This is a genomic window from Pseudomonas sp. HY2-MNA-CIBAN-0224 (genome assembly GCF_040310285.1).
Classification (GTDB): Bacteria; Pseudomonadota; Gammaproteobacteria; order Pseudomonadales; family Pseudomonadaceae; genus Aquipseudomonas; species Aquipseudomonas helleri.
The window spans coordinates 292,053-314,349 of the sequence record NZ_JBEOPQ010000001.1 but is presented as its reverse complement, the minus strand read 5'-3'; the positions used below and the strand labels follow the sequence as shown (position 1 = coordinate 314,349).

The 22,297-nt window shown below is 57.9% G+C and carries 17 protein-coding genes, 1 pseudogene and 1 riboswitch; of the genes and pseudogenes, 13 read left to right on the top strand and 5 right to left on the bottom strand.

Annotated elements, in window-relative coordinates:
* Window position 1: 1 nt before the first annotated feature.
* Window positions 2-1,072, bottom strand: coding sequence for a cobalamin biosynthesis protein CobW (cobW, locus tag AAEZ03_RS01630; protein WP_350575414.1), 1,071 nt, complete (start codon window positions 1,070-1,072; stop codon window positions 2-4).
* 94 nt (window positions 1,073-1,166) lie between these two features.
* Window positions 1,167-1,365, bottom strand: a riboswitch (cobalamin riboswitch).
* A gap of 125 nt (window positions 1,366-1,490) precedes the next feature.
* Here cobW and AAEZ03_RS01625 point away from each other — a divergent pair.
* Complete coding sequence (locus AAEZ03_RS01625) at window positions 1,491-2,780, top strand: glycosyltransferase (protein WP_350575412.1); 1,290 nt, start codon at window positions 1,491-1,493, stop codon at window positions 2,778-2,780.
* Here AAEZ03_RS01625 and AAEZ03_RS01620 read toward each other — a convergent pair.
* Window positions 2,750-4,765: an acyltransferase family protein gene (locus AAEZ03_RS01620; RefSeq protein WP_350575410.1), complete on the bottom strand. Its 2,016-nt coding sequence runs from the start codon at window positions 4,763-4,765 to the stop codon at window positions 2,750-2,752. The two genes, AAEZ03_RS01625 and AAEZ03_RS01620, sit on opposite strands and share 31 nt — an antisense overlap.
* A 120-nt stretch (window positions 4,766-4,885) precedes the next feature.
* Window positions 4,886-5,641 carry a precorrin-6A synthase (deacetylating) gene (gene cobF / locus AAEZ03_RS01615; protein WP_350575407.1) on the bottom strand — a complete coding sequence of 252 codons (756 nt, stop codon included), beginning with the start codon at window positions 5,639-5,641 and terminating at the stop codon, window positions 4,886-4,888.
* A 121-nt stretch (window positions 5,642-5,762) separates the two neighbouring features.
* On the opposite strand from cobF, the gene AAEZ03_RS01610 reads away from it, so the two are divergent.
* From AAEZ03_RS01610 to AAEZ03_RS01575, 8 genes and pseudogenes are all read left to right on the top strand, one after another.
* Entirely contained in the window at window positions 5,763-6,698 is a 936-nt protein-coding gene (locus AAEZ03_RS01610; protein ID WP_350575405.1) for an AraC family transcriptional regulator, read from the top strand.
* A 141-nt stretch (window positions 6,699-6,839) separates the two neighbouring features.
* Window positions 6,840-8,150 (top strand): ABC transporter substrate-binding protein, encoded by a 1,311-nt coding sequence (locus tag AAEZ03_RS01605; protein WP_350575402.1) that lies wholly within the window; start codon window positions 6,840-6,842, stop codon window positions 8,148-8,150.
* A gap of 138 nt (window positions 8,151-8,288) precedes the next feature.
* Complete coding sequence (locus AAEZ03_RS01600; protein WP_350575400.1) at window positions 8,289-9,218, top strand: carbohydrate ABC transporter permease; 930 nt, start codon at window positions 8,289-8,291, stop codon at window positions 9,216-9,218.
* 7 nt (window positions 9,219-9,225) lie between these two features.
* A complete protein-coding gene (locus AAEZ03_RS01595) occupies window positions 9,226-10,059 on the top strand; it encodes a carbohydrate ABC transporter permease (protein ID WP_278938869.1) in 834 nt (277 codons plus the stop codon).
* A 22-nt stretch (window positions 10,060-10,081) separates the two neighbouring features.
* Window positions 10,082-11,183, top strand: a pseudogene (locus AAEZ03_RS01590) (ABC transporter ATP-binding protein).
* 30 nt (window positions 11,184-11,213) lie between these two features.
* A complete protein-coding gene (locus AAEZ03_RS01585) occupies window positions 11,214-12,689 on the top strand; it encodes a mannitol dehydrogenase family protein (protein WP_350575397.1) in 1,476 nt (491 codons plus the stop codon).
* Between the two features lie 54 nt (window positions 12,690-12,743).
* Window positions 12,744-14,231, top strand: coding sequence for a xylulokinase (gene xylB, locus AAEZ03_RS01580; protein WP_350575394.1), 1,488 nt, complete (start codon window positions 12,744-12,746; stop codon window positions 14,229-14,231).
* A gap of 5 nt (window positions 14,232-14,236) precedes the next feature.
* A complete protein-coding gene (locus AAEZ03_RS01575; protein ID WP_350575391.1) occupies window positions 14,237-15,175 on the top strand; it encodes a carbohydrate kinase family protein in 939 nt (312 codons plus the stop codon).
* A gap of 73 nt (window positions 15,176-15,248) precedes the next feature.
* On the opposite strand, the gene AAEZ03_RS01570 is transcribed toward AAEZ03_RS01575, so the two are convergent.
* On the bottom strand, window positions 15,249-16,550 hold the full coding sequence (locus AAEZ03_RS01570; protein WP_350575389.1) for an OprD family porin: 1,302 nt from the start codon (window positions 16,548-16,550) through the stop codon (window positions 15,249-15,251).
* 241 nt (window positions 16,551-16,791) lie between these two features.
* On the opposite strand from AAEZ03_RS01570, the gene AAEZ03_RS01565 reads away from it, so the two are divergent.
* The 4 genes from AAEZ03_RS01565 to rarD (AAEZ03_RS01550) all read left to right on the top strand — a co-directional run bounded on the left by AAEZ03_RS01565 (window position 16,792) and on the right by rarD (AAEZ03_RS01550) (window position 20,965).
* On the top strand, window positions 16,792-18,525 hold the full coding sequence (locus AAEZ03_RS01565; RefSeq protein ID WP_502947874.1) for an ATP-binding protein: 1,734 nt from the start codon (window positions 16,792-16,794) through the stop codon (window positions 18,523-18,525).
* Window positions 18,526-18,570: 45 nt separating this feature from the next.
* Window positions 18,571-18,846, top strand: coding sequence for a peptidylprolyl isomerase (locus AAEZ03_RS01560; RefSeq protein ID WP_019409622.1), 276 nt, complete (start codon window positions 18,571-18,573; stop codon window positions 18,844-18,846).
* 117 nt (window positions 18,847-18,963) lie between these two features.
* The gene (rarD, locus tag AAEZ03_RS01555) at window positions 18,964-19,848 is read left to right on the top strand and encodes an EamA family transporter RarD (RefSeq protein WP_048371730.1); all 885 of its coding nucleotides are present in this window, start codon (window positions 18,964-18,966) and stop codon (window positions 19,846-19,848) included.
* Between the two features lie 235 nt (window positions 19,849-20,083).
* Window positions 20,084-20,965 carry an EamA family transporter RarD gene (rarD, locus tag AAEZ03_RS01550; protein WP_350575385.1) on the top strand — a complete coding sequence of 294 codons (882 nt, stop codon included), beginning with the start codon at window positions 20,084-20,086 and terminating at the stop codon, window positions 20,963-20,965.
* Window positions 20,966-20,998: 33 nt separating this feature from the next.
* On the opposite strand, the gene AAEZ03_RS01545 is transcribed toward rarD (AAEZ03_RS01550), so the two are convergent.
* Window positions 20,999-22,294: an ATP-binding protein gene (locus AAEZ03_RS01545; protein ID WP_350575382.1), complete on the bottom strand. Its 1,296-nt coding sequence runs from the start codon at window positions 22,292-22,294 to the stop codon at window positions 20,999-21,001.
* Between the last annotated feature and the right edge of the window lie 3 nt (window positions 22,295-22,297).

Sequence of the window (22,297 nt, the reverse complement as noted above, 5' to 3'; positions counted from 1 at the left end):
CTTAAGCGCCCAACGCTGTACGCAGTGTGGACTCGAGCAAGGCTGCGTCCAGGTCCTGCCCGATCAGCACCAGTTTGGTGGTGCGTGCTTCGTCGCTGCCCCAAGCGCGGTCGAAGTGCTTGTCAAAACGCGTGCCCACGCCCTGAATCAGCAAGCGCATCGGTTTGCCAGGAATGGCGGCAAAGCCTTTAACGCGCAGGATGTCGTGTTTGACAACCAGCTCGGTGAGCGCATCCAGCAACTGGCGCTCTTCTGCTTGTGGCAGCTCGATGGAGATCGAGTCAAAGGCGTCGTGGTCGTGATCGTCGTGGTCATCATCGCCATCGTGGTGATGGTCGTGATGGCTGTGGCGGCTGTCGATATGGTCTTCAGAGCCTGCACCCAGACCCAGCAACACGTCCAGCGGCAGGCGACCGCTTCTGGCTTCGATGATTTTTACCGCCGGTGGCAGTTCTTCAGCGACTTCGGCACGGACTTTGGCCAGGTCTTCGGGGTTGATCAGGTCGGTTTTGTTGAGGATCACCAGATCTGCGCTGGCCAGTTGATCAGCAAACAGTTCGTGCAATGGCGATTCGTGGTCCAGGTTCGGGTCGAGTTTGCGCTGGGCGTCGACCTGGTCCGGGAAGGCGGCGAAGGTGCCACGGGCAACGGCCGGGCTGTCAACCACGGTGATGACCGCGTCAACGGTGCAGGCGCTACGGATTTCTGGCCACTGGAAGGCTTGAACCAACGGCTTTGGCAGGGCCAGGCCCGAGGTTTCGATGAGGATGTGGTCGATGTCGCCGCGACGGGCAACCAGTTCGCGCATGACCGGGAAGAACTCTTCTTGCACGGTGCAGCACAGGCAACCGTTGGCCAGTTCGTACACGCGGCCGTTGGCTTCTTCTTCGGTGCAGCCTATGGAGCATTGCTTGAGAATTTCACCGTCGATGCCCAGCTCGCCGAATTCGTTGACGATCACGGCAATGCGACGACCTTGAGCGTTGTCCAGCATATGGCGCAGCAAGGTGGTTTTGCCCGAGCCGAGAAAGCCGGTAACGATAGTGACGGGGGTTTTGGCCAGTGTTTTCATCGGATGCCCTTTGGCAAAGCGGCGGGCATGCGGGACGAGAACCGCCCGGTGTGCGCGGTTACTCTTCGCCACCGGATCACCCCGCCCGGTTGAAGTAAGAATCTGGTACGAGGCAGGTCTCCTGGCTTACGGCTGGAAGTCCGCCAGCGGCTGACCTCTGCCCTGCGCCTTCCCGCTGAATCAGCAGTGGCCTGGCAGGGTTATTGACCGTTTACAGTTGCGGGGGCAGCCGCGGCATACCGCGTTCCCGTCTTAGCTTCGCGTTGCGAAGAACCTCGAAAGTGCAAGGCTACGCAGTGCTTTGTAACAGGTCAATGTTGAGGTAGTTGTCCACTCCCACAATCGAGTTGGTCATACACAACCGACTGGGCGACAATTGCGGCTTTTTTCAGCCTCCACGCGCTCCAAGGATCTGCTCATGTCGTTACCCCGCCCTACCCACGTCCTGATCATTGGCTACGTGTGGCCCGAGCCACGCTCCTCGGCGGCAGGCGGGCATATGATGCAAATCATCGAGAGCTTCTTGCAGGAAGGCTGGCACATCACCTTCAGCAGCCCCGCCGGGATTGGCGAACACAAGGCAGATCTGGCGGCCTTGGGCATTGCTGAGGTTGCTATCGAGTTGAACAACAGCAGCTTTGATGCCTTTATCAGTGAACTGGCCCCGGATATCGTGTTGTTTGACCGCTTCATGATGGAGGAGCAGTTCGGCTGGCGGGTCGAAAAGCACTGTCCGAATGCCCTGCGGGTGCTGGAAACCTCAGACCTGCAAAGCCTGCGTGATGCTCGCCACCTGCAACTCAAGGCTCACTTAAAAGATCATCCCGAGCAGGATGACTTCAGTCGCCTGTTTGCGCCCTCGCCCGTGCAGACCTTCGAACACATGGCCGATGCCGATCTGGCGCAGCGAGAAATTGCCGCCATCTATCGCAGCGACCTGAACCTGATGATCTCCGAATACGAGATTGATCTGCTGGTCGAGCAATTCCACGTGCCCGCCGCCTTGTTGCACTGGTGCCCGCTGATGGTCGACAAGGTGCCGACCGAGTTCGTGCCGTTTGAGCAGCGCCAGCACTTCTTAAGCATTGGCAACTTTCGCCATGCGCCCAACTGGGACGCGGTGCTATGGATGAAAACTCAGATCTGGCCGCTGATCCGCCAGCAGTTGCCCGATGCCCAGTTGCATATCTATGGTGCCTACACGCCGCCCAAAGCCACGGCCTTGCATAACCCCAAGCAAGGTTTTCACGTGTTGAACTGGGCCGAAGACGCGCTGGCGGTAATGAGCAGCGCCCGCATCTGCCTCGCGCCGCTGCGCTTTGGCGCCGGGATCAAAGGCAAAATCGCCGACGCCATGCTGTGCGGTACGCCCAACGTGACGACCCCGATCGGCGCCGAAGGCATGCACGGCGACATGCCGTGGGCCGGTGCCATTGAACAAAGCGCCAGTGCCATTGCCGCCGCCGCGGTTGAGCTGTATCAAAACCCGCAGGCCTGGCAAAACGCCCAGCAAAACGGCCAGGCATTGCTCCAGGCGCGCTACCTGCACAGCGACCATGGCCCGGCGCTGGTGCAACGGATCAACGCGTGCCGCATCGGGCTTGAGCAGCATCGGCGCAACAACTTCACCGGTGCCATGCTGCGTCATCACCAGCATAAAAGTACGCAATACATGTCTCAGTGGATCGAGGCGAAAAACCGTGTGTAAGGCTTGCTCCAGATCTGTAGCAGGAATTGGATGAAGGATGCTTCAAGCACCCGGTTGCCATGGGCGCTCAAATGGTTTGAGTCAAAGAACAAGGGCACATGACTGACATCATAAGCAGAGCAGACTGGATCAGGACCCAGCAGTGGAAATGGGTCCCATACCTTCAGATTTGAATACTCGTGCTGCAACTGCTCCAACAAACGCATCTGCGGTGCGCGCAGTTTTTCAAGCACATCGCGATTGATCGTCAGCCCTCCTGCACACAGCGGGTTCATTCGGTTGAACCAGTCCGAACAGCGGTGTGCTGGCGCTTTAAAGAGGGGTTTGGGTGCATCCAGCAGCACGTAAAGTCCGCCTGCCTGCAAGCGCGAAAGCACTGCCTCTGCAGAGCGTCGGGCCTGCACATTTCGGTCGGGCGTCTGTTCATCGAGGATCTCGTCCAGCATCACCTCATCACCATGCGCCCAGTTACGATCCTGAATCTCAGGCATTCTCAATGAGGCTAAAAACACGATATCGCCCGGTTTGGCGCGTGCTTCAATATCTTTCAAATCAGCTTCTCTACGGGCCGCGCAACGGGCCGGATCTGCGGCCATCAAACTGACAACACTGCACCCGCCTTGCTCATATTCAAACACTTTGATCCCCAGGCGCAGCGACACGAGGTTAAGCAATGTGCGATAGCCAGCCGTGTGCGAGTCGCCAAGCACAAACAACTGGCGCCCCGACACACGTGAATCTTCAATTCGCGTAAACGGCTCTCGAGGGTAGTGCTTATAGGCATACCAGTTATAAGTGTCACGCGTCTGACTGAGCGAAACGCGCTCGGTGTTCTGGCTGATGACATACGCCACTAGACCGATCGACACAGTAGCCGTGACGCTCGCCGTGACGGTGACCCAGGCTTTGCGCTGCCAAAGCGCTTGCCCTGTACGCACGGGTAATTCAATAAAGCGGCAGGTAGCGGCCGCCAGCCCCCACACCACCAACGGGTACAGCAACTGCACGGCGAGCCATTCTGTGCCAATGGTCCACCTCAGTAACACCAGTACCGGCCAGTGCCATAAATAGAGTGAGTAAGACAAGCGTCCGATATACGTCAGTAAAGGCGCTTGCAGCAACTGCTGGAACGGCGATCTATGGCTTTCTGCAGGCAATATGACGGCAGCGATCATTAGCATCGCCCCGCAGACAGTCACTATTGCCCATGGGAAGGGAAAAGCATGCCCGCCTGCGAACAGAAAGCCCACTATCAGAAGACCAAAGCCACCGCACAGCAACGCCGTTGCCAGCGCTCTAGAGCACAAAGAACCGCGTTGCCGAGCTGTTAGCTGAAACAGCAGTGCTCCGGCCGCCAACTCCCAAAAGCGTCCAGGCAGGAGGTAGAAGGCTGCGAGTTGATCAGTTTTGGTCTCATAGATACTGATGCCAAACGAAATTATCGCGAGTATCGGCAGCACAGCCCAAACCACGACTGTGCGTTGTTTAAAGCGCAGCCAAATGAAGAAAAGCACAGGAAATATCAGATAAAACTGCTCTTCTACTCCTAGCGACCAAGTCTGTACATAAGGGTTGAGATCATTGCCGGGCGCAAAGTAAGTGTCTGCATTCCAGGCCAGTACTACATTGCTCACGCCAAAGAAGGCGGCCAACCCTGTGTTGTTGATCTGCTCACTGAGCCAGAATGGTGGCATAAACAGGGCGGACATCAGGAAGCTAACCAGCAAAACCACTATTAGCGCCGGTAAAATGCGCAAGAAACGGCGGCGATAGAAATCCATCAGATAATCAGTAAAGCGGGCATGGCCTCGCTGGCTCAAGGATTGGCTGATCACATAACCGGAGATCACAAAAAACAGATCGACCCCGGTAAATCCTCCAGGAAAAACATCCAGAAACTCGGCATGGAAAACAATCACCGCCAGCACTGCAATGGCTCGTAAACCGTCTAGTGCGGGGATATAAGCGTGTGAAGGCTCACGCATCGTACGTATCCTTGGTGAGGGCGGGTGCAAAAAACGAAACTACCCCTCTCCTTAGATAAACGCCGTCATCACTTTCCCTTTTAGATGTAGGACGAAGATCTATTATCGGCCGCTCAATACTTATTCTTCCCCGCCTCTGCGCAGCAAGTAGGTGTCCATGATCCAGCCTTTGCGTTGTCTCGCGGCTTCGCGGGTGTGTTTGATCTGCTCGCACACATCGACGAGCTTGCCGGCAATCAGGATTTCATCCGCGGTGCCCAGGTAAGCGCCCCAATAGATGTCGAGATTTTCCTGGGTAAACGCCTGAAACGCGCAGTGGGCATCGAGCATCACCACCACGTTGTCCAGGTCTGCGGCGGTCAGACGTCGCCCGGTGGTGATACAAATCGGCTGACCAATACCGTTCAAGGGCACGCGATGGCGCGCCGCCAATGCCTGCACACTGCTGATGCCGGGGATCACTTCGTAGTCGAAGCCGGTACAGCCATTCGCCCGCACCCGCTCCAGAATACGCAACGTACTGTCATACAACCCTGGCTCGCCCCATAACAGGAACGCTCCGGACTCGCCCTCGGCCAGTTCATTCTCAATCAGGCGCTGGAACACTTCGGCGCGCTGCTCATGCCAGTCTTCCACGCCCTGAGTGTAGGAAGGCGTCGAGCTGTCACGCTGCGGATCACTGACCTGTACCACCCGGTACGCGGGTTCGCGGATGTAACGCTCGCAGATTTCCAGGCGCAGACGCACCAGATCTTCAGTGGCCTGGCCTTTATCCAGCACAAAAAATACCGATGCGCGGTTGAGGGCGTTAATCGCCTGGACGGTGATGTGCTCCGGGTCACCCGCGCCGATGCCGATCAGTAACAGTGTTTTCATTGAACCAGGCCCTTTGCGTACAGATCGTCGCTTCAATTGCGACGGAGTAATAACCGTAGCTGGTAGGAATTTAGATAAGGCGGCATGATCGCCCCATAACAATCCGAATAAGCGCGAAATCATGACGCGACTCGCCAGAGCTACCGACCCTTCCTACGAACTGATGGACGACCATAACGGCTTGTCGATCATTTATCGCCAGCATGGCTTCCCCTGCCCCTTGGTCCGCTGGCACTTCCACAAGGAATACGAGCTGCACCTGATTATGGCCAGCAGCGGCAAAGTGTTTGTCGGCGACTATATCGGCAATTTTTACCCTGAAACACTGTTTCTGACCGGGCCCAACCTGCCCCATAACTGGATCAGCCAGGTGGGCGAAGATGAAGTGGTGCCCCTGCGCGACATGCTGGTTAACTTCACCGATGAAATGCTCGAAAACGCGAGCACCGTGTTCACCGAGCTAAAAGCCCTGACCCCGATGCTTGAGCGGGCGCAGTACGGCATCGAGTTTCGTTGCGCAAAAACCATTCGCCGGGCGGTCAACCTGATGCAGGCTATTGCTGACGCCACCGGCACCACACGCCTGGGGCATTTTTTGATCCTGCTGCAGTTGCTGGCCGACTGCGACGATTATCAGCTGTTGTCTGGCGTGACGGCCGGGCACTTGGCTGACGAGCAGACCATCGACCGTACCAACCGCGCCGTTGATTATATTTTTACTCACTACGCCCGCGAGCTGACCCTGGAAGAAGTAGCCGCGTACATGGGCATGAAACCGACCTATTTCTCGCGGGTGTTCAAACAGGCCACCGGGCGTTGTTTTATCGAGTTTGTGAACCGTTTGCGCATCAGCAAATCCTGCGAGCTGCTGGCCGATGGCGAAAAAGCCGTCACCGACGTCTGTTTTGAGTCGGGCTTCAACAATATTTCCAACTTCAATCGGCGTTTTCAGCAGCTCAAAGGCATGACTCCATCACACTATCGGCGCCTTGCGGTCCAGCGTTTAACCGAGCAAAACCAGCCGCTGCCGGGTGAACGTCAGCGCAGTACAAAATAGTATCGGTTCAAGTGTTTCCAAAGCTTTGTCACGACGGTGATTGAGGGCTGTAATCAGCCCACGTGCAGGTCTCTGGGCCGGCAGCTATAAAAACAATAACCGTCCTTCAAAAGCCGCCTGGCCGATGAAGAGGAGTGCTCAATGAATATTCCTGTCAAAGCGTTATGTGTGGCGACTTGCATGACCCTCAGCGGCATCGCCTTGGGCGCGCAAACCCTGACCATCGCCACGGTCAACAACAGCGACATGATCCGTATGCAAAAGCTCGCGAAAACCTTCGAGAGCGAACACCCCGATATCAAGCTCAACTGGGTCGTTCTTGAAGAGAACGTCCTGCGCCAGCGCCTGACCACCGATATTGCGACCCAGGGCGGCCAGTTCGACGTACTGACCATTGGCATGTACGAAGCCGCACTCTGGGGCGCCAAAGGCTGGCTCGAACCTATGACCGACTTGCCCGCCACGTACGCCATAGAAGACGTGTTCCCGTCTGTACGTGATGGTTTGTCAGTCAACGGCACGCTCTACGCCCTGCCGTTTTACGCCGAAAGCTCCATGACCTATTACCGCACCGACCTGTTCAAAGAGGCAGGGCTGACCATGCCTGAGCACCCGACCTGGGAACAGATCGCAGGCTTTGCCAAACAACTGAACAAACCCGATAAGGAGCAATACGGCATTTGTCTGCGCGGCAAAGCTGGCTGGGGCGAGAACATGGCCCTGATCGGCACCGTGGCCAACGCCTATGGCGCGCGCTGGTTCGATGAGAAGTGGCAGCCAGAATTTACCGGCCCTGAGTGGAAGAACGCCCTGAACTTCTACGTCAACACCCTGAAGGAGTCCGGCCCTCCAGGCGCAACCAGTAACGGTTTTAACGAAAACCTGGCACTGTTCAACAGCGGTAAATGCGCGATCTGGGTTGACGCAAGCGTCGCCGGGTCATTTGTCACTGACAAAACCCAGAGCAAAGTTGCTGACCATGTCGGCTTCACCTTTGCCCCGCATCAAGTCACCGACAAAGGCAGCGCCTGGCTTTACTCCTGGGCACTGGCCATTCCTACCAGCTCCAAAGCCAAAGACGCCGCAAAAACCTTCAGCACCTGGGCAACTTCCAAGGAGTACGCCGCTTTAGTGGCTGAAAAAGACGGCATCGCCAATGTGCCGCCGGGCACGCGCAACTCGACCTACACCGACGCTTACCTGCAGGCCGCGCCATTTGCCAAGGTCACGCTGGAGTCGCTCAAAGCCGCAAACCCCAAAGATCCGACCCTCAAGCCTGTGCCTTATGTGGGTATTCAGTTGGTGACGATTCCTGAGTTCCAGGCCATCGGCACCCAGGTCGGCAAATTGTTTTCGGCAGCGCTGATTGGCCAGACCACGGTGGACCAAGCCCTGGCGGCCGCCCAGCAATCCACTGAGCGCGAAATGAAACGTGCGGGCTATCCAAAGTAGTCGACCCAACGCCAAAAACTTGTGGGAGCGGGCTTGCTCGCGATACAGGCAACTCGGCACACCTGATTCACTGAGGTGATGCGATCGCGAGCAAGCCCGCTCCCACAAACGCTTTGCGTTATTTTTCAGGTATTTACCATGACAACTTCGACTGTTACGACAGCGATTGACGCGCCGCCGCAGGTGCGTAAATCACGGCTGCTCAACCCCGGCTGGTTTCTGGTCTCACCCTCCGTGGCACTGTTGCTGCTGTGGATGATCGTGCCGCTGGGCATGACCCTGTACTTTTCGCTGATCCGCTACAACTTGCTCTACCCCGGCGAAAACCAGTTTGTCGGGCTGGAAAACTTCACCTACTTCCTGACCGACTCGGGCTTTTTGCCGGGCGCCACCAACACCTTGCTGCTGGTCGGCAGCGTGTTGTTGATCAGCGTGGTCTTTGGGGTGTTGATCAGTGCCCTGCTGGAAGCCACTGAGTTCATGGGACGCGGCATTGTCCGGATATTGCTCATTTCACCCTTTTTCATCATGCCCACGGTGGGCGCGCTGATCTGGAAGAACCTGATTTTCCACCCGGTATCCGGGATTCTCGCGGCCGTCTGGAAGTTCTTCGGCGCCCAGCCGATTGACTGGCTGGCGCATTACCCGCTGCTGTCGATCATCATCATTGTTTCGTGGCAGTGGTTGCCGTTTGCAATCCTGATTCTCATGACCGCCATGCAGTCGCTGGATCAGGAGCAAAAAGAAGCCGCCCGCCTCGATGGCGCAGGCCCGATTGCGATTTTCTGGCACCTGACCCTGCCGCATCTGGCCCGCCCGATAGCCGTGGTGGTGATGATTGAAACCATCTTCCTGCTGTCGGTGTTCGCCGAAATCTTCACCACCACCACCAACGGCGGCCCCGGCTACGCCTCGACCAACCTCGCCTACCTGATCTACAACCAGGCACTGGTGCAGTTCGACGTAGGCATGGCGTCGGCCGGTGGGTTGATCGCCGTGGTTATCGCCAACATCGCCGCCATTATTCTGGTGCGCATGTTGGGCAAAAACCTGACAGACAAGTCGTGAGGATCACGTGATGACACTCCAACAATCCCGCCGTCTGCAAAGCGTGCTGCTCGGCACCCTGGCCTGGGCCATCGCGATCCTGATTTTCTTCCCGATCTTCTGGATGGTGCTGACCAGCTTCAAGACCGAACTCGACGCGTTTGCCTCGCCGCCGCAGTTTATCTTCACCCCGACCCTGGAAAACTACCTGCACATTGAGCAGCGCAGTGGCTACTTTCACTTTGCCTGGAACTCGGTGGTGATCTCGTTCACCGCGACCATCTTGTGCATGTTGATCGCGATCCCGGCCGCCTACTCCATGGCGTTCTACGAGACCAAGCGCACCAAAGGCACGCTGCTGTGGATGCTCTCCACCAAGATGTTGCCGCCGGTGGGCGTGCTGATGCCGATTTACCTGTTGGCCAAAACTTTCGGCCTGCTCGACACCCGCGTCGCGCTGATCATTATCTACACCTTGATCAACCTGCCGATTGTGGTCTGGATGATTTACACCTACTTCAAGGACATCCCTAAAGACATCCTCGAAGCCGCCCGCCTGGACGGCGCCACCCTGTGGCAAGAGGTGATTCGCGTGCTGCTGCCCATCAGCAAGGGTGGCCTGGCGTCGACCTTGTTGCTGTCGCTGATTCTGTGTTGGAACGAAGCCTTCTGGTCGCTGAACCTGACGTCCTCCAGCGCTGCACCGCTGACCGCCCTGATCGCCTCTTATTCAAGCCCTGAAGGGTTGTTCTGGGCCAAATTGTCGGCCGTCTCGACCCTGGCCTGCGCGCCGATCCTGATTTTCGGCTGGATCTGCCAGAAGCAACTGGTGCGCGGCTTGTCTTTCGGCGCTGTTAAATAAAAATAACGACTGGAGGCTCATCATGGCCAACCTGAAAATCAAGAATTTGCAAAAAGGTTTCGAAGGGCTGTCGATCATCAAGGGCATTGACCTTGAAGTGAATGACCGGGAATTCGTGGTGTTTGTCGGCCCGTCGGGCTGCGGTAAATCGACCCTGCTGCCTGATTGCCGGGCTTGAAGAAGTCACCGGCGGGACTATCTCCCTGGACGGACGTGACATCACCGAAGTCAGCCCGGCCAAGCGTGACCTGGCGATGGTGTTCCAGACCTACGCGCTGTACCCGCACATGACCGTGCGCAAGAACATGTCGTTTGCCCTTGATCTGGCGGGCGTGCCCAAGGCCGACGTCGAGAAAAAGGTCAACGAAGCGGCGCGCATCCTTGAACTGGCGCCCTTGCTTGAGCGCAAGCCCAAGCAGTTGTCCGGCGGGCAACGCCAGCGCGTGGCCATTGGCCGGGCGATTGTGCGCAACCCGAAGATTTTCCTGTTTGACGAGCCGCTGTCCAACCTTGATGCAGCACTGCGGGTGCAAATGCGTCTGGAACTGGCGCGCCTGCATCAGGAACTGCAAGCCACCATGATTTACGTGACCCACGATCAGGTCGAAGCCATGACCCTGGCCGACAAGGTAGTGGTGCTCAACGCCGGTAAGATCGAGCAGGTCGGCTCGCCGCTGGAGCTGTATCACCACCCGGTCAACTTGTTTGTCGCAGGCTTTCTCGGCACGCCGAAAATGGGCTTTTTGAAAGGCAAAATCAGCCGCCTCGATAGCCAAGGCTGCGAAGTCGCGCTGGATGCGGGCACGCGCATTCAACTGCCTTTCATCGGCCCTTCGCTGAGCCTGGGCAGTGAGGTGACACTGGGCATTCGCCCCGAGCACCTGAACCTGGCCAAGCCCGGGGACTGCACCCTGACGGTCACCGCTGACGTCGGTGAGCGTCTGGGCAGCGACACCTATTGCCACGTGATTACTGCCTGTGGCGAACCCCTGACCATGCGTATTCGCGGTGACATGGCGAGCCAGTACGGCGAGCAATTGCACCTGCATCTGGACAGTGAACATTGCCATTTATTTGATGCCCAAGGGCTGGCCATAAGCCGTTCCTTGCGTGCTGCTGCCTGACCCTGACGCGCTTTTTTTGAGATCGCACCCATGAAATTGAACCGTCGTAACCTCGACAACCTGACCCCAAAAGTGGCCAAGCCAACCTACCTCGACCGCGACACGCAGCACGGCATCGCGCATTTCGGGGTCGGCGGCTTTCACCGCGCGCATCAGGCGTTTTATACCGATGCGCTAATGGATCAAGGGCGCGATCTGGACTGGAGCATCTGCGGCATCGGCCTGCGCCCCGAAGACCGCAAAGTGCGTGACGACCTGGCAGGCCAGGACTACCTCTATACCTTGTTCGAACTGGGCGACAGCGACGACACGCAAAGCCGCATCATCGGCTCGATCAGCAACATGCTGCTGGCCGAAGACGGCATCCAGGCGGTGATCGACAAACTGGCCAGCCCGCACATCCGCATCGTCTCGCTGACCATCACCGAAGGTGGCTACTGCATCGACGACAGCACCGGCGAGTTTATGGCTCAGTTGCCGCAGATTCAGCAGGACCTGGCCCAGCCGCACGCACCGCGCACGGTGTTTGGCGTGTTGTGTGCCGCCCTCGCCCAACGCCGCGCCAACCACACCCCGGCCTTTACCGTGATGTCGTGCGATAACCTGCCGCATAACGGCAACGTGGCCCGTAAAGCCCTGCTGGCCTTCGCCGCATTGAGCAACCCGGACTTGCACGACTGGATCGCCGCCAACGTCAGCTTCCCCAATGCAATGGTCGACCGCATTACGCCCATGACCAGCAACGCCCACCGTTTGCAGCTGCACGACCAGTTGGGCATCGACGATGCCTGGCCGGTGGTGTGTGAACCGTTTATTCAATGGGTGCTGGAGGACAAGTTCAGCAACGGCCGCCCCGCCTGGGAAACGGTGGGCGTGCAGCTCACCGATGACGTCACGCCCTATGAAGAAATGAAGATCAAACTGCTCAACGGCAGCCATCTGGCGCTGACGTACCTGGGCTTTTTGAAGGGCTATCGCTTCGTCCACGACACCATGAACGACCCGCTGTTTGTGGCGTACATGCGTGCCTATATGGACAAAGACGTCACCCCGCAACTGGCGCCCGTGCCAGGCATTGATCTTACGGCCTACAAAAACACGCTGGTGCAGCGCTTCTCCAATCAGGCGATTGCCGACCAGTTGGAGCGCGTGTGTTCTGACGGCTCATCGAAATTCCCTAAATTCACCGTGCCGACGATCAATCGCCTGATTGCCGACGGCGCCGAATTGAAGCGTGCCGCCTTGGTGGTCGCGGCCTGGGCGTTGTACCTCAAGGGGGTTGATGAAACCGGGCAAACCTATGCCATTCCGGACCCGCGTGCTGAGTTCTGCCAGGCGCTGGTGGCTGACGACGAGCTGATCGTGCAGCGCCTGCTGGGGGTTGAGGAGATTTTTGGCACGGCAATCGCGCAGTCGGCCGAGTTTGTGGCGGCGTTTGAGTGGTGCCTCAACAGTTTGCGTGAAGTGGGCGTGAGCGGGACGCTGGAGAGTCTGGCGCGGCTGTAAAAGCGCCTATCCCCCCCTCGTCCGCGACCACACGTACTGCAAGGTTAGGTTTCTATGAAGCATTTATACCTGGGCATCGATTGCGGCACCCAGGGCACAAAAGCCCTGGTCCTCGACAGCCAGTCCGGCCAGGTACTGGGGCTGGGGGCTGCCGCACATACATTAATCCAGGGCGAAAACGGGCGTCGCGAGCAAGACACAGGGCAATGGCTAGAGGCCTTGCAGATCGCCACCCGCCAGGCCCTGGACAACGCCGGGGTCAGCGGCCTGCAGATTCAAGGCATCGGCGTTAGCGGCCAACAGCACGGGCTGGTATTGCTCGACGCAGACGGTAATGTCCTGCGCCCGGCCAAACTTTGGTGTGACACCGAGTCCAGCGCCGAAAACCAACAACTGCTGGACTGGCTGGGCGGTGATGCCGGTTCGCTGGAACGCCTGGGGCTGGTGATTGCACCGGGTTATACCGTGTCCAAACTGCTCTGGACACGCCGTCACCATCCGCAGGTACTTGAACAGACCGCGCATATTTTGCTGCCCCACGATTACCTGAATTTCTGGCTGACGGGGCGCTATTGCAGTGAATACGGCGACGCTTCCGGCACCGGTTATTTCAATGTGCGAACCCGCCAGTGGGACCTCGGCATGTTGCGCCATATCGACCCCGACGGGCGCCTGGAACAGGCACTGCCGGAGTTGCTGGAGCCCAATCAAGCGGTCGGCACACTGCGCCCGCACGTCGCCCACTTGCTGGGCCTCAACCCGAATGCCGTGGTGTCCAGCGGAGGCGGCGACAACATGCTGGGCGCCATCGGTACGGGCAATATCAGCCCGGGGATCATCACCATGAGCCTCGGCTCGTCGGGCACCGTGTACGCATTTAATGCGCAAGCGCAGATCAGCCCGGATGCCTCTGTGGCGAGCTTTTGTTCCTCCAGCGGCGGCTGGCTGCCGTTGATCTGCACCCTCAACCTGACCAATGCCACCAGCGCTGTTCGCGAATTGTTCGGGTTGTCCGTCGAGGCCTTTAATACGCTGGCCAGCCAAGCTCCGATTGGCGCCGACGGGGTCAGCATGCTGCCGTTTTTGAACGGTGAACGGGTGCCCGCTCTGCCCCATGCCACCGGCAGTGTTCAGGGCCTGACCCTGACCAATATGACTCAGGCCAATCTGTGCCGCGCCGCCATCGAAGGCACCACCTTTGGTTTGCGTTACGGTCTGGATTTATTGCGCCGTAACGGCCTGCAAAGCCAGGCCATCCGCCTGGTTGGCGGCGGCTCCAAAAGCGCACTGTGGCGCCAGATGGTGGCCGACATCATGAACACCCCGGTGGTCTGTACCGAGCAAAGCGAAGCGGCGGCACTGGGCGCGGCCATTCAGGCGGCATGGTGTGTCAGCGCAGGTACCGAGACCCTTGAAGACCTCTGCCAACGTTGCGTGCGGCTAGAGTCAAACAGTCAGACAGACCCCGACCCGACCCATATCCTCGCCTATGAACAGGCTTATCAGCGCTACCGAGAGCAGGTAAGCGCCTTAACCGAGTGAGACTTATGTACCTGGTATGCGGTGAAGCGTTATTTGATTTTTTTGCCCAGGCGGACACGGCCGGCTTGCCGAATAAAGTCGGCTTTAATGCGATTGCCGGTGGTTCGCCCTTCAACGTGGCTGTGGGCTTACGTCGCCTGGGCGTCGAAGCCGGGCTGTTTGCCGGGCTTTCCACGGACTATCTGGGCAAACGCCTGAAACAGGTCCTGCTCAACGAAGGCGTGGCGGATCAGTACTGGTGGGAGATCAATGCACCCACCACCTTGGCCATGGTCGCGCTGGATGCCAATGGCGTGCCCAACTACAGCTTTCGCGGAGAAGGCTGCGCCGACCGGCAACTGCACGTGCAGCACCTGCCAACGTTGGGGCCGCAGATACGTGGAGTACACGTTGGCTCGTTCTCGCTGGTGGTGCAACCGATTGCCGATACGTTGCTGGCCTTGGTGCAACGCGAAAGCGGCAAGCGCCTGATCAGCCTTGACCCGAATGTGCGGCTCAACCCTGAGCCTGATATTGAGGTATGGCGCCAGCGGATCAAACAACTGATCCCCTATGCCGACCTGATTAAAGTCAGCGATGAAGACCTTGAGTTGCTGTATCCGGGACAAGACCCGGAGCAGATCGCGCAATCCTGGTTAAGTCAGCTTTGTCAGTTGGTGTTTTTGACCCGGGGTGCCCAGGGCGCAAGCGTATTCAGTCGCGAACACGGGCAATATTCGGTGCCAGCACAGTCGGTAACCGTGGCCGATACCGTGGGCGCCGGTGACACCTTTCAGGCTGCGGTGATTGCCTGGTTAACCGAGCAGCAGCGGGATTCAATCGAAGGTTTGCAGCAGTTGAGCAAAGCGGACATCGCCGCCCTGCTCGATTTTGCATGCCGAGCGGCGGCGCTGACCTGCAGCAAAACCGGGCCGGATTTGCCGTACAGGCACCAATTGGATTGAGACGACGTCCTTACCTCGCGATACTTTTGAAGATCAAAAGATCGCGAGGCAAGCTCGCTCCTACAGGGGGTGGTTACCAGATCGACAGGTTATAGCCGACAATCACTCGTGTTTCGTCGACGTCGCGGGCGAATTTTGAGTAGTTGGTGCGGTAGGTCGCATTTCTGAAGCGCACGCTGACGTCTTTGAACAGACCGCTCTGCACCACGTATTTCAGCTCGCTGTCGCGCTCCCACTCTTTGCCTTCTTCGTTGCGGCCAACCACTTTGATGTTGTCGCCGTTTACGTAACGGGTCATGAAGGACAAACCGTCGATGCCCATGGCTTTAAAGTCGTAGTCGTAACGCAGTTGCCACGAACGCTCTTGCGCGTTGGCGAAGTCGTTGACCTGAACATAGTTGACCAGGTACGGATTGGTCCCATCCAGGTACGGCATTGAGGTCTTGCCGTTCAGGGTCTGCCAACCGGCACCGAACTTATGACCGCCCAACGAGTAAGACAGCAGAGTGCCAAAGGCGCGGTTATCGATGGTACCGGCTCTGGACGAGCCGCTGTCATCGCTTTTCAGCAAGCGCACATCGGCGGCCAGTACACCCGGCCCCATCGGCTGCTTGGCCAACAGGCCAATGAACTGCTGACGGTAAATGTCTTGCAGCTCAGCGTAGTGGTACTGCGCCGTCAATTGCTCGTTAACCTTGTAATCGAGGCCGTACATCGTGAAATGGTCAGCCGTGATGTTGCAGGCATAACGCTTGTTTTTGCAGTTCAGCCGCAGGTCCTGGGAGTCGGTGGAGTCCCGTGCGGTGTAGCGATCCAGACGCGAAGCCATGAACTTCAGGTCTTTGATTTCCTGGGACTCCAGCATCGCGCCGTTGAAGATGTTGGGCAGCAAACGGCCGTCGTTGTACTTGAGCAACGGCAGATCAGGCAGCAAGGTGCCGTATTTGAGTACGGTCTTGGAAACACGCATTTTGGCGGTCAGGCCACCTTTGGCGTATTGATCTTTGGAACGACGCGGATCGCTGCCGGTCGAAGGCAGCAGGCCGCTGTTACTGTTGGCCGGGCTGGAGTCCAACTTGATCCCCAGCATGCCCAGCGCGTCGAGGCCAAAGCCGACGGTGCCTTCGGTGTAGCCCGATTGCAGGTTGAGGATAAAGCCTTGCGCCGTCTCGTCGCGCTTGGAAGCGCCTTGAGGGCTTGAACTGCTGCCATCGCGGAAGTCGCGATTGAAGTACACCGTGCGCGACTCCAGCGAGCCGCTGCTGTCTTCAAAAAAACCGCCGGCCTGCGTCTGGGCAGCGAAACCGGCACACACGGCCAGTGCACTCATACGCGCCATGCGGCTTTGCTTCAACGATGAAAAAGGATGAACCATGACCATGCTCCAGCAGCGAATCTTTCGCGCAACAAAAACAAGGGACGTCGCACCTGCGGTGAAATACCGAAGCGAATCCCTTGCCTGTAAAAACGGGGCGCAATTGTACGAAAGGCTAAGCTGGACACTCATTGGACCTTAGTCGCACGCTCAAGCACGGGCTTTTCAAGATCATTAATAGCCTTTAGCCGCTATCCGGCATTAAATACACTTCTTTTAGCTTCACACTCGGGACTTATCCATGAGCGCCGTTTTTACCACCCGCCAACTCACGGCGTTGGCACGCAGCCCTTTGGGCCAGATCACTGACTGGCCGCAAAGCCTGCGCACCAGTGCGCAAATGGTCATGCACTCACCCATGCCAATGTTGTTGCTGTGGGGCGAAGAACTGACGCAAATCTACAACGACAGTTTTGCCGCACTGGCGGGCAACAAGCACCCGGCAGGCTTTGCTCAGCCGCTGCATTTCAGCTGGCCGGAATACGCAGAATTCAGTCGACCGGTGATTGCCTCGGTACGGGCCGGGCAAAGCCGCTCGTACCTGGACCAGTACTTTCTTTACCCGGACCAGAAACACGCCACCGAACTATGGCTGGATCTGACCTTCAGCCCGGTTCACGACGAGCATGGCAACGTGGCGGGCATCTTGATGACGGCAGTCAAGACCTCGCGCCGCAGACGCACCGCCATCAAGTTGCGCCAACGCTCGCTGGCCAGCCGCAAAGCCCGGCATGACACTGAAGAGCGCCTGCAACTGGCACTCACCGCCACCAACGGCGTTGGCACCTGGGACTGGAACATTGACCAGGACCTGTTTGTGACCGACAGCCGTTTCGCGCAAATGCACGGCATCGAGCCGCAATTGTCCGGGCAACTGCCGATCACCGCCTACTTGCAAGGCGTGCACCCTGATGACCGCGGTTTATTGACGCGTACGATCAAGGACTGCGTGACCCACAACGGCGAGTATGCCCAGGAATATCGCCTGCAGAACCTGGACGGCAAGGTGCGCTGGATTTTTGCCAGGGGCCGTTGTTTTTCCGGCGGCCCAGGCAGTGCTCAACGCTTTATGGGCGCGGCGCTGGACATCACCGAGCGTAAAAAAACCGAACAAGCGCTGCTCAATCTCAATGAAACCCTTGAAGAGCGCGTGGCGCAGCGCACCCAGGCATTGGCCGAAGCCAACGCGCAACTGCAACGTGAGATGCACGAGCGTGAACGAGCCGAAGAGGCCTTGCGGCATGCCCAAAAAATGGAAGCCGTGGGCCAGTTAACCGGCGGTATTGCCCACGATTTCAACAATATGCTCACCGGGATTCTCGGCAGCCTGGACTTGATGAAGCGTTATATCGCGGCCGGGCGGATCACTGAAGTGGGTCGTTTTACCGACGCAGCGGTGTCTTCGGCACAGCGTGCAGCTGCCCTGACACACCGATTGCTGTCGTTCTCCAGGCGCCAATCACTGGACCGCAGGCCGCTGGACCCCAACCAACTGGTCAGCTCACTGCAAGCGCTGTTCAGCAGTACCAAAGGGGCCAACATTGATTTGCACGTTGAGCTGGGTGAAGACGTCTGGGCCGTGAACACTGACAGCGGCCAGCTCGAAAGCGCCCTGCTCAACCTGATTATCAATGCCCGGGACGCCATGCCTGACGGCGGCGAGTTGGTCGTACGTACCGCCAACACCTACCTCACGGACAGCCAGTCCAGCACGCTTGAGCCGATCAAGGCCGGTGAGTATGTGATGTTTGAAGTCAGCGACAACGGTGCGGGCATGACTCCGCAAATTCTTGCCAAGGCCTTTGACCCGTTCTTTACCACCAAGCCGGTGGGTCAAGGCACCGGTCTGGGCCTGTCGATGATCTACGGCTTTGCCCAGCAGTCCGGCGGGCACGTCAGTATCATCAGCGAAAGTGGCTCCGGCACCCGCGTGCGCTTGCACTTGCCGCGCTACCTGGAGAAAACTCAGGCATAATCCGCGCCCTCGTAAAAAGCCCCACAGTTGCAAGGTATCTGCCCCATGAAAGCTCAAGCCCGCCACATTCTGGTCAAGACCGCCGAAGAAGCCGAGTCGCTCAAGCAGCGCATTGCCAAAGGCGAAGCCTTCGATGTGCTGGCAAAAAAGTTCTCGACCTGCCCGTCAGGCAAGCGCGGGGGTGACTTGGGCGAAGTGCGTCCGGGGCAGATGGTCGGGGTGATTGATCAGATCATCTTCAAAAAGCCGCTGCGCGTGGTGCACGGCCCGGTGAAGAGCAAATTTGGCTATCACCTGGTGCAAGTGTTTTACCGCGACTGAATCGGTTAACCCTGCGGGAACAAACCCCTACCTCCTTTATGTTATTGCCCTGCACCTTCCATAGCCTCAAGCTATGCACTTCCTAAAAATCATAAAGTGCGTTTCAACGAGGCTGTTGTGTCCAAAGGTATTGTTTTATCGGTTCTGGCATCGAGCCTGTTCGGTGTCATGTATTACTACACGTCCATGCTGTGGCCCCTGAGCGGGGCTGAGATATTCGGTTGGCGGATGCTTCTGACGCTGCCATGCATGACGCTGTTCATGTTTTTCTCGGGTGACTGGCGACACGTCCCGGTGATCTTCTCTCGCCTGCGCAAGCAGCCTCGGTTGTGGGGCGTGCTGGCGGCTTCCAGCGCGCTGGTTGGGGTGCAACTCTGGCTGTTCCTGTGGGCGCCGCTTAACGGGCATAGCCTGGATGTGTCGCTGGGGTACTTTTTGCTGCCGCTGACCATGCTGCTGACCGCGCGCATCGTGTTTGGCGAGCACTTGTCGCACTTGCAAAAAATCGCTGCTGCCCTGGCCACCATCGGTGTGGCCAACGAGGTCTATCGCGTGGGCGGGTTCTCATGGACCACGCTGCTGGTGGCCATTGGTTACCCGGTGTATTTCGTGCTGCGCAAACGCATGGCGACCGACAACCTCGGCGGTTTGTGGTTTGACATGTTGTTGCTGATCCCGATTGCCTGGTGGTTCGTGCAAAGCGGCGAACACGGTTTCGACGTGGCCAGCGAGCGAGCAGCGTTGTATGTATTGATTCCGATTCTGGGGGGCATCAGTGCCCTGGCCCTGATCAGCTACATCATTGCCAGCCGGATGCTGCCGTTCAGCCTGTTTGGCTTGCTCAGCTATGTTGAACCGGTGTTGCTGGTCCTTGTGGCCCTGTTGCTGGGCGAAAGCATCAGCTCAGGCCAATGGCTGACGTACATCCCGATCTGGCTGGCGGTGATGGTGCTGATCTTCGAAGGGTTTAAACACTTGGTGCGCCAACGTCGCTCTGTGTAACGTTTGAGTCTGCCAGGGTGTGGCACACACTACCGTTAATCACTTTTTCAGAAAACACGAACGCTCGTTTAAAACGACTTTGGCCCAGTATTTGCTTGGACTTTTAGAGTTTGATCGTTTTCTGTAAGTCTTTAAGCCAAGTCACTGGTTTAAAAGGGATTTGCCAACGACCTCCAACAACCTCAATCTATGTGCCCACTCTCATGAGTAACGCTGTAGATCCATTGAGGTTGTTGTGTCTAAAGGTATTGTTTTATCGATTTTGGCTTCGTGCTTGTTTGGCGTCCTGTACTACTTCACTTCCCTGCTTTGGCCCCTTGATGGCCAGGAAATCTTCGGCTGGCGAATACTGATCTCGCTGCCCTTCATGACTCTGTTTATCTGCTTCTCTGGTGATTGGAAATGGGTTCCCATAATTTTCAGTCGCTTACGAGACAAACCTCTACTAATTCCTTGCGCACTGATCACCAGCTTTCTGGTCGGCGTGCAGCTATGGATGTTTATGTGGGGGCCACTCAACGGGCACGGCCTGGATGTGTCGTTGGGTTACTTTCTGCTGCCGCTGACGATGATTCTCACCGGGCGAATTGTCTACGGCGAGCATCTCTCGCATTTGCAGAAAATAGCCACCGCCCTGGCCGTGATTGGCGTTGCAAACGAGTTATACCGCACCGGCGGGTTCTCCTGGACCACACTGGTTGTGGCCATCGGCTACCCAATGTACTTCGTACTGCGCAAGAAAATAGGCATCGATAACCTGGGCGGTCTGTGGCTGGACATGCTGCTGATGGTCCCGGTTGCGCTGTGGTTTGTGCTGGCAGGCCAGCATGTAGACCTCGATGCGCAACGCCAGGCACTGTATTGGCTGGTGCCCTTGATGGGGATCATCAGTGCGGCCGCCGGCTTTTCTTATATTCTCGCCAGCCGTTTGCTGCCCTTCAGCTTGTTTGGCCTGCTCAGCTACGTTGAGCCAGTGCTGCTGGTGGCCGTCGCCCTGTTACTGGGCGATAGCCTGGAAGACGGTCAATGGCTGACCTATGGCCCGATCTGGCTGGCCGTTGCGGTTCTGGTGCTTGAAGGCTTGAAACACGTGAGCCGCCAACGCCGCTTGATCTGAGCCAAGGCGCCGGTTCGCCCGCGCTAAGTTGCGTCAGACTGGCAACCACAGCTTGAAACGCGCCCCGCCCAACGGCGATTGCTCAACATTCAAGGTGCCGCCCTGGGCTTCCAGGGCTCGCCTGCTGATGGCCAACCCCAGACCAAAACCACCGGTTGCCCGATCGCGGCTGCGGTCCAGGCGATAAAAAGGTTCGAAAACTCGTTCCCGCTCTTGCTCGGGAATGCCGATGCCGTCGTCATCCACCCACAATGAGCAGCCTTTGGCATTGAGGCTAACCCCCACCTGAATCCGTCGATCGCAGTAACGCATGGCATTGCGCAACAGGTTTTGCAAGGCCCGGGCCGTCAGCCTCGGGTCGAGGACAAATCGCTCTTCGGTGCCGTGCAGCATCACGTCGAGGACGATTTCCGGGGCTTCAAGCTCTTCGTCAAAACTGCCGAGGATGCTGTCGATAAACTCTGCCAACGACACCTCGATGCGCTCCGGTACCAGCGCCGGGTTTTGCAGACGGCTGAACGACAGCAATTCCAGCACCAATTCATCCAGCTCGCGGATATGCCCGACCAGCACTTGCAAGCGCTCACGACTGGCAGGCGGCAGGTCGTCACAGAGTGCCAGCGCCAGGCCAAAATCGAGGCGGGTCAATGGGGTACGCAACTCATGTGAGACCGCGTTGAGCAAATCCCGCTGCTGGTTGAGCAGGTTCTCGATGTCCTGGGCCATCGTGTCAAAGGCGCTGGCCAGGCTGTAGATGTTGGAGCGTGGAGATATCTGCGTACGCTCGCTAAGCTGCCCCTGGCCGATACGTGCTGCCGTGCGCTTGAGGCGCTCAAGATCGCGCCAATGCGGGCGTAGCCACAGCAATAAGCCCGCGAGCAATGCCGCACCAATCAACACGTTGATGCTCCAATACAGCACGTTCAAGTCGAACGGATCAGGCGGCATCACCAGTTCGATGGCCTGCTCGCCGTTCAACGGTGAAACCACCCGCGTGCGCCAGCCCCACTCACCGATGCGCAACACGCCCTGCCCCTGATGCAACTGGTGCTGCTCGGCGGTGCTGAACTGCGGGTCGGTAATGGGCAGCAGGTTGATCCGCAGCGGCGCGAATTGGCTATCAAGGTCCTGTGCCAGCGCGGGCCACTGCTGCGCAGGCACCTGGTCAAACTGCTTGACCAGCAAGGCTTGCATGCCGCGTGACATATCAACGTTGTAGTTCATGAAGCGGTCGTGAAACACCGCCACGATCATTTCCGGCACCAGATAAATGGCCCCGGCGAACGTGACGATGGTCACCAGGTACAGGCGGATGAGAATTTTGAACACGAA

Excerpts from the sequence above, each read along its gene's own strand:
- AAEZ03_RS01605 (WP_350575402.1), top strand. The coding sequence starts at position 6,840 with ATGAATATTCCTGTCAAAGCGTTATGTGTGGCGACTTGCATGACCCTC.
- AAEZ03_RS01575 (WP_350575391.1), top strand. The coding sequence starts at position 14,237 with ATGTACCTGGTATGCGGTGAAGCGTTATTTGATTTTTTTGCCCAGGCG.
- cobW (WP_350575414.1), bottom strand. The coding sequence starts at position 1,072 with ATGAAAACACTGGCCAAAACCCCCGTCACTATCGTTACCGGCTTTCTC.
- AAEZ03_RS01620 (WP_350575410.1), bottom strand. The coding sequence starts at position 4,765 with ATGCGTGAGCCTTCACACGCTTATATCCCCGCACTAGACGGTTTACGA.
- cobF (WP_350575407.1), bottom strand. The coding sequence starts at position 5,641 with ATGAAAACACTGTTACTGATCGGCATCGGCGCGGGTGACCCGGAGCAC.
- xylB (WP_350575394.1), top strand. The coding sequence starts at position 12,744 with ATGAAGCATTTATACCTGGGCATCGATTGCGGCACCCAGGGCACAAAA.
- AAEZ03_RS01625 (WP_350575412.1), top strand. The coding sequence starts at position 1,491 with ATGTCGTTACCCCGCCCTACCCACGTCCTGATCATTGGCTACGTGTGG.
- AAEZ03_RS01570 (WP_350575389.1), bottom strand. The coding sequence starts at position 16,550 with ATGGTTCATCCTTTTTCATCGTTGAAGCAAAGCCGCATGGCGCGTATG.
- AAEZ03_RS01585 (WP_350575397.1), top strand. The coding sequence starts at position 11,214 with ATGAAATTGAACCGTCGTAACCTCGACAACCTGACCCCAAAAGTGGCC.
- AAEZ03_RS01565 (WP_502947874.1), top strand. The coding sequence starts at position 16,792 with ATGAGCGCCGTTTTTACCACCCGCCAACTCACGGCGTTGGCACGCAGC.
- AAEZ03_RS01600 (WP_350575400.1), top strand. The coding sequence starts at position 8,289 with ATGACAACTTCGACTGTTACGACAGCGATTGACGCGCCGCCGCAGGTG.
- AAEZ03_RS01560 (WP_019409622.1), top strand. The coding sequence starts at position 18,571 with ATGAAAGCTCAAGCCCGCCACATTCTGGTCAAGACCGCCGAAGAAGCC.
- AAEZ03_RS01610 (WP_350575405.1), top strand. The coding sequence starts at position 5,763 with ATGACGCGACTCGCCAGAGCTACCGACCCTTCCTACGAACTGATGGAC.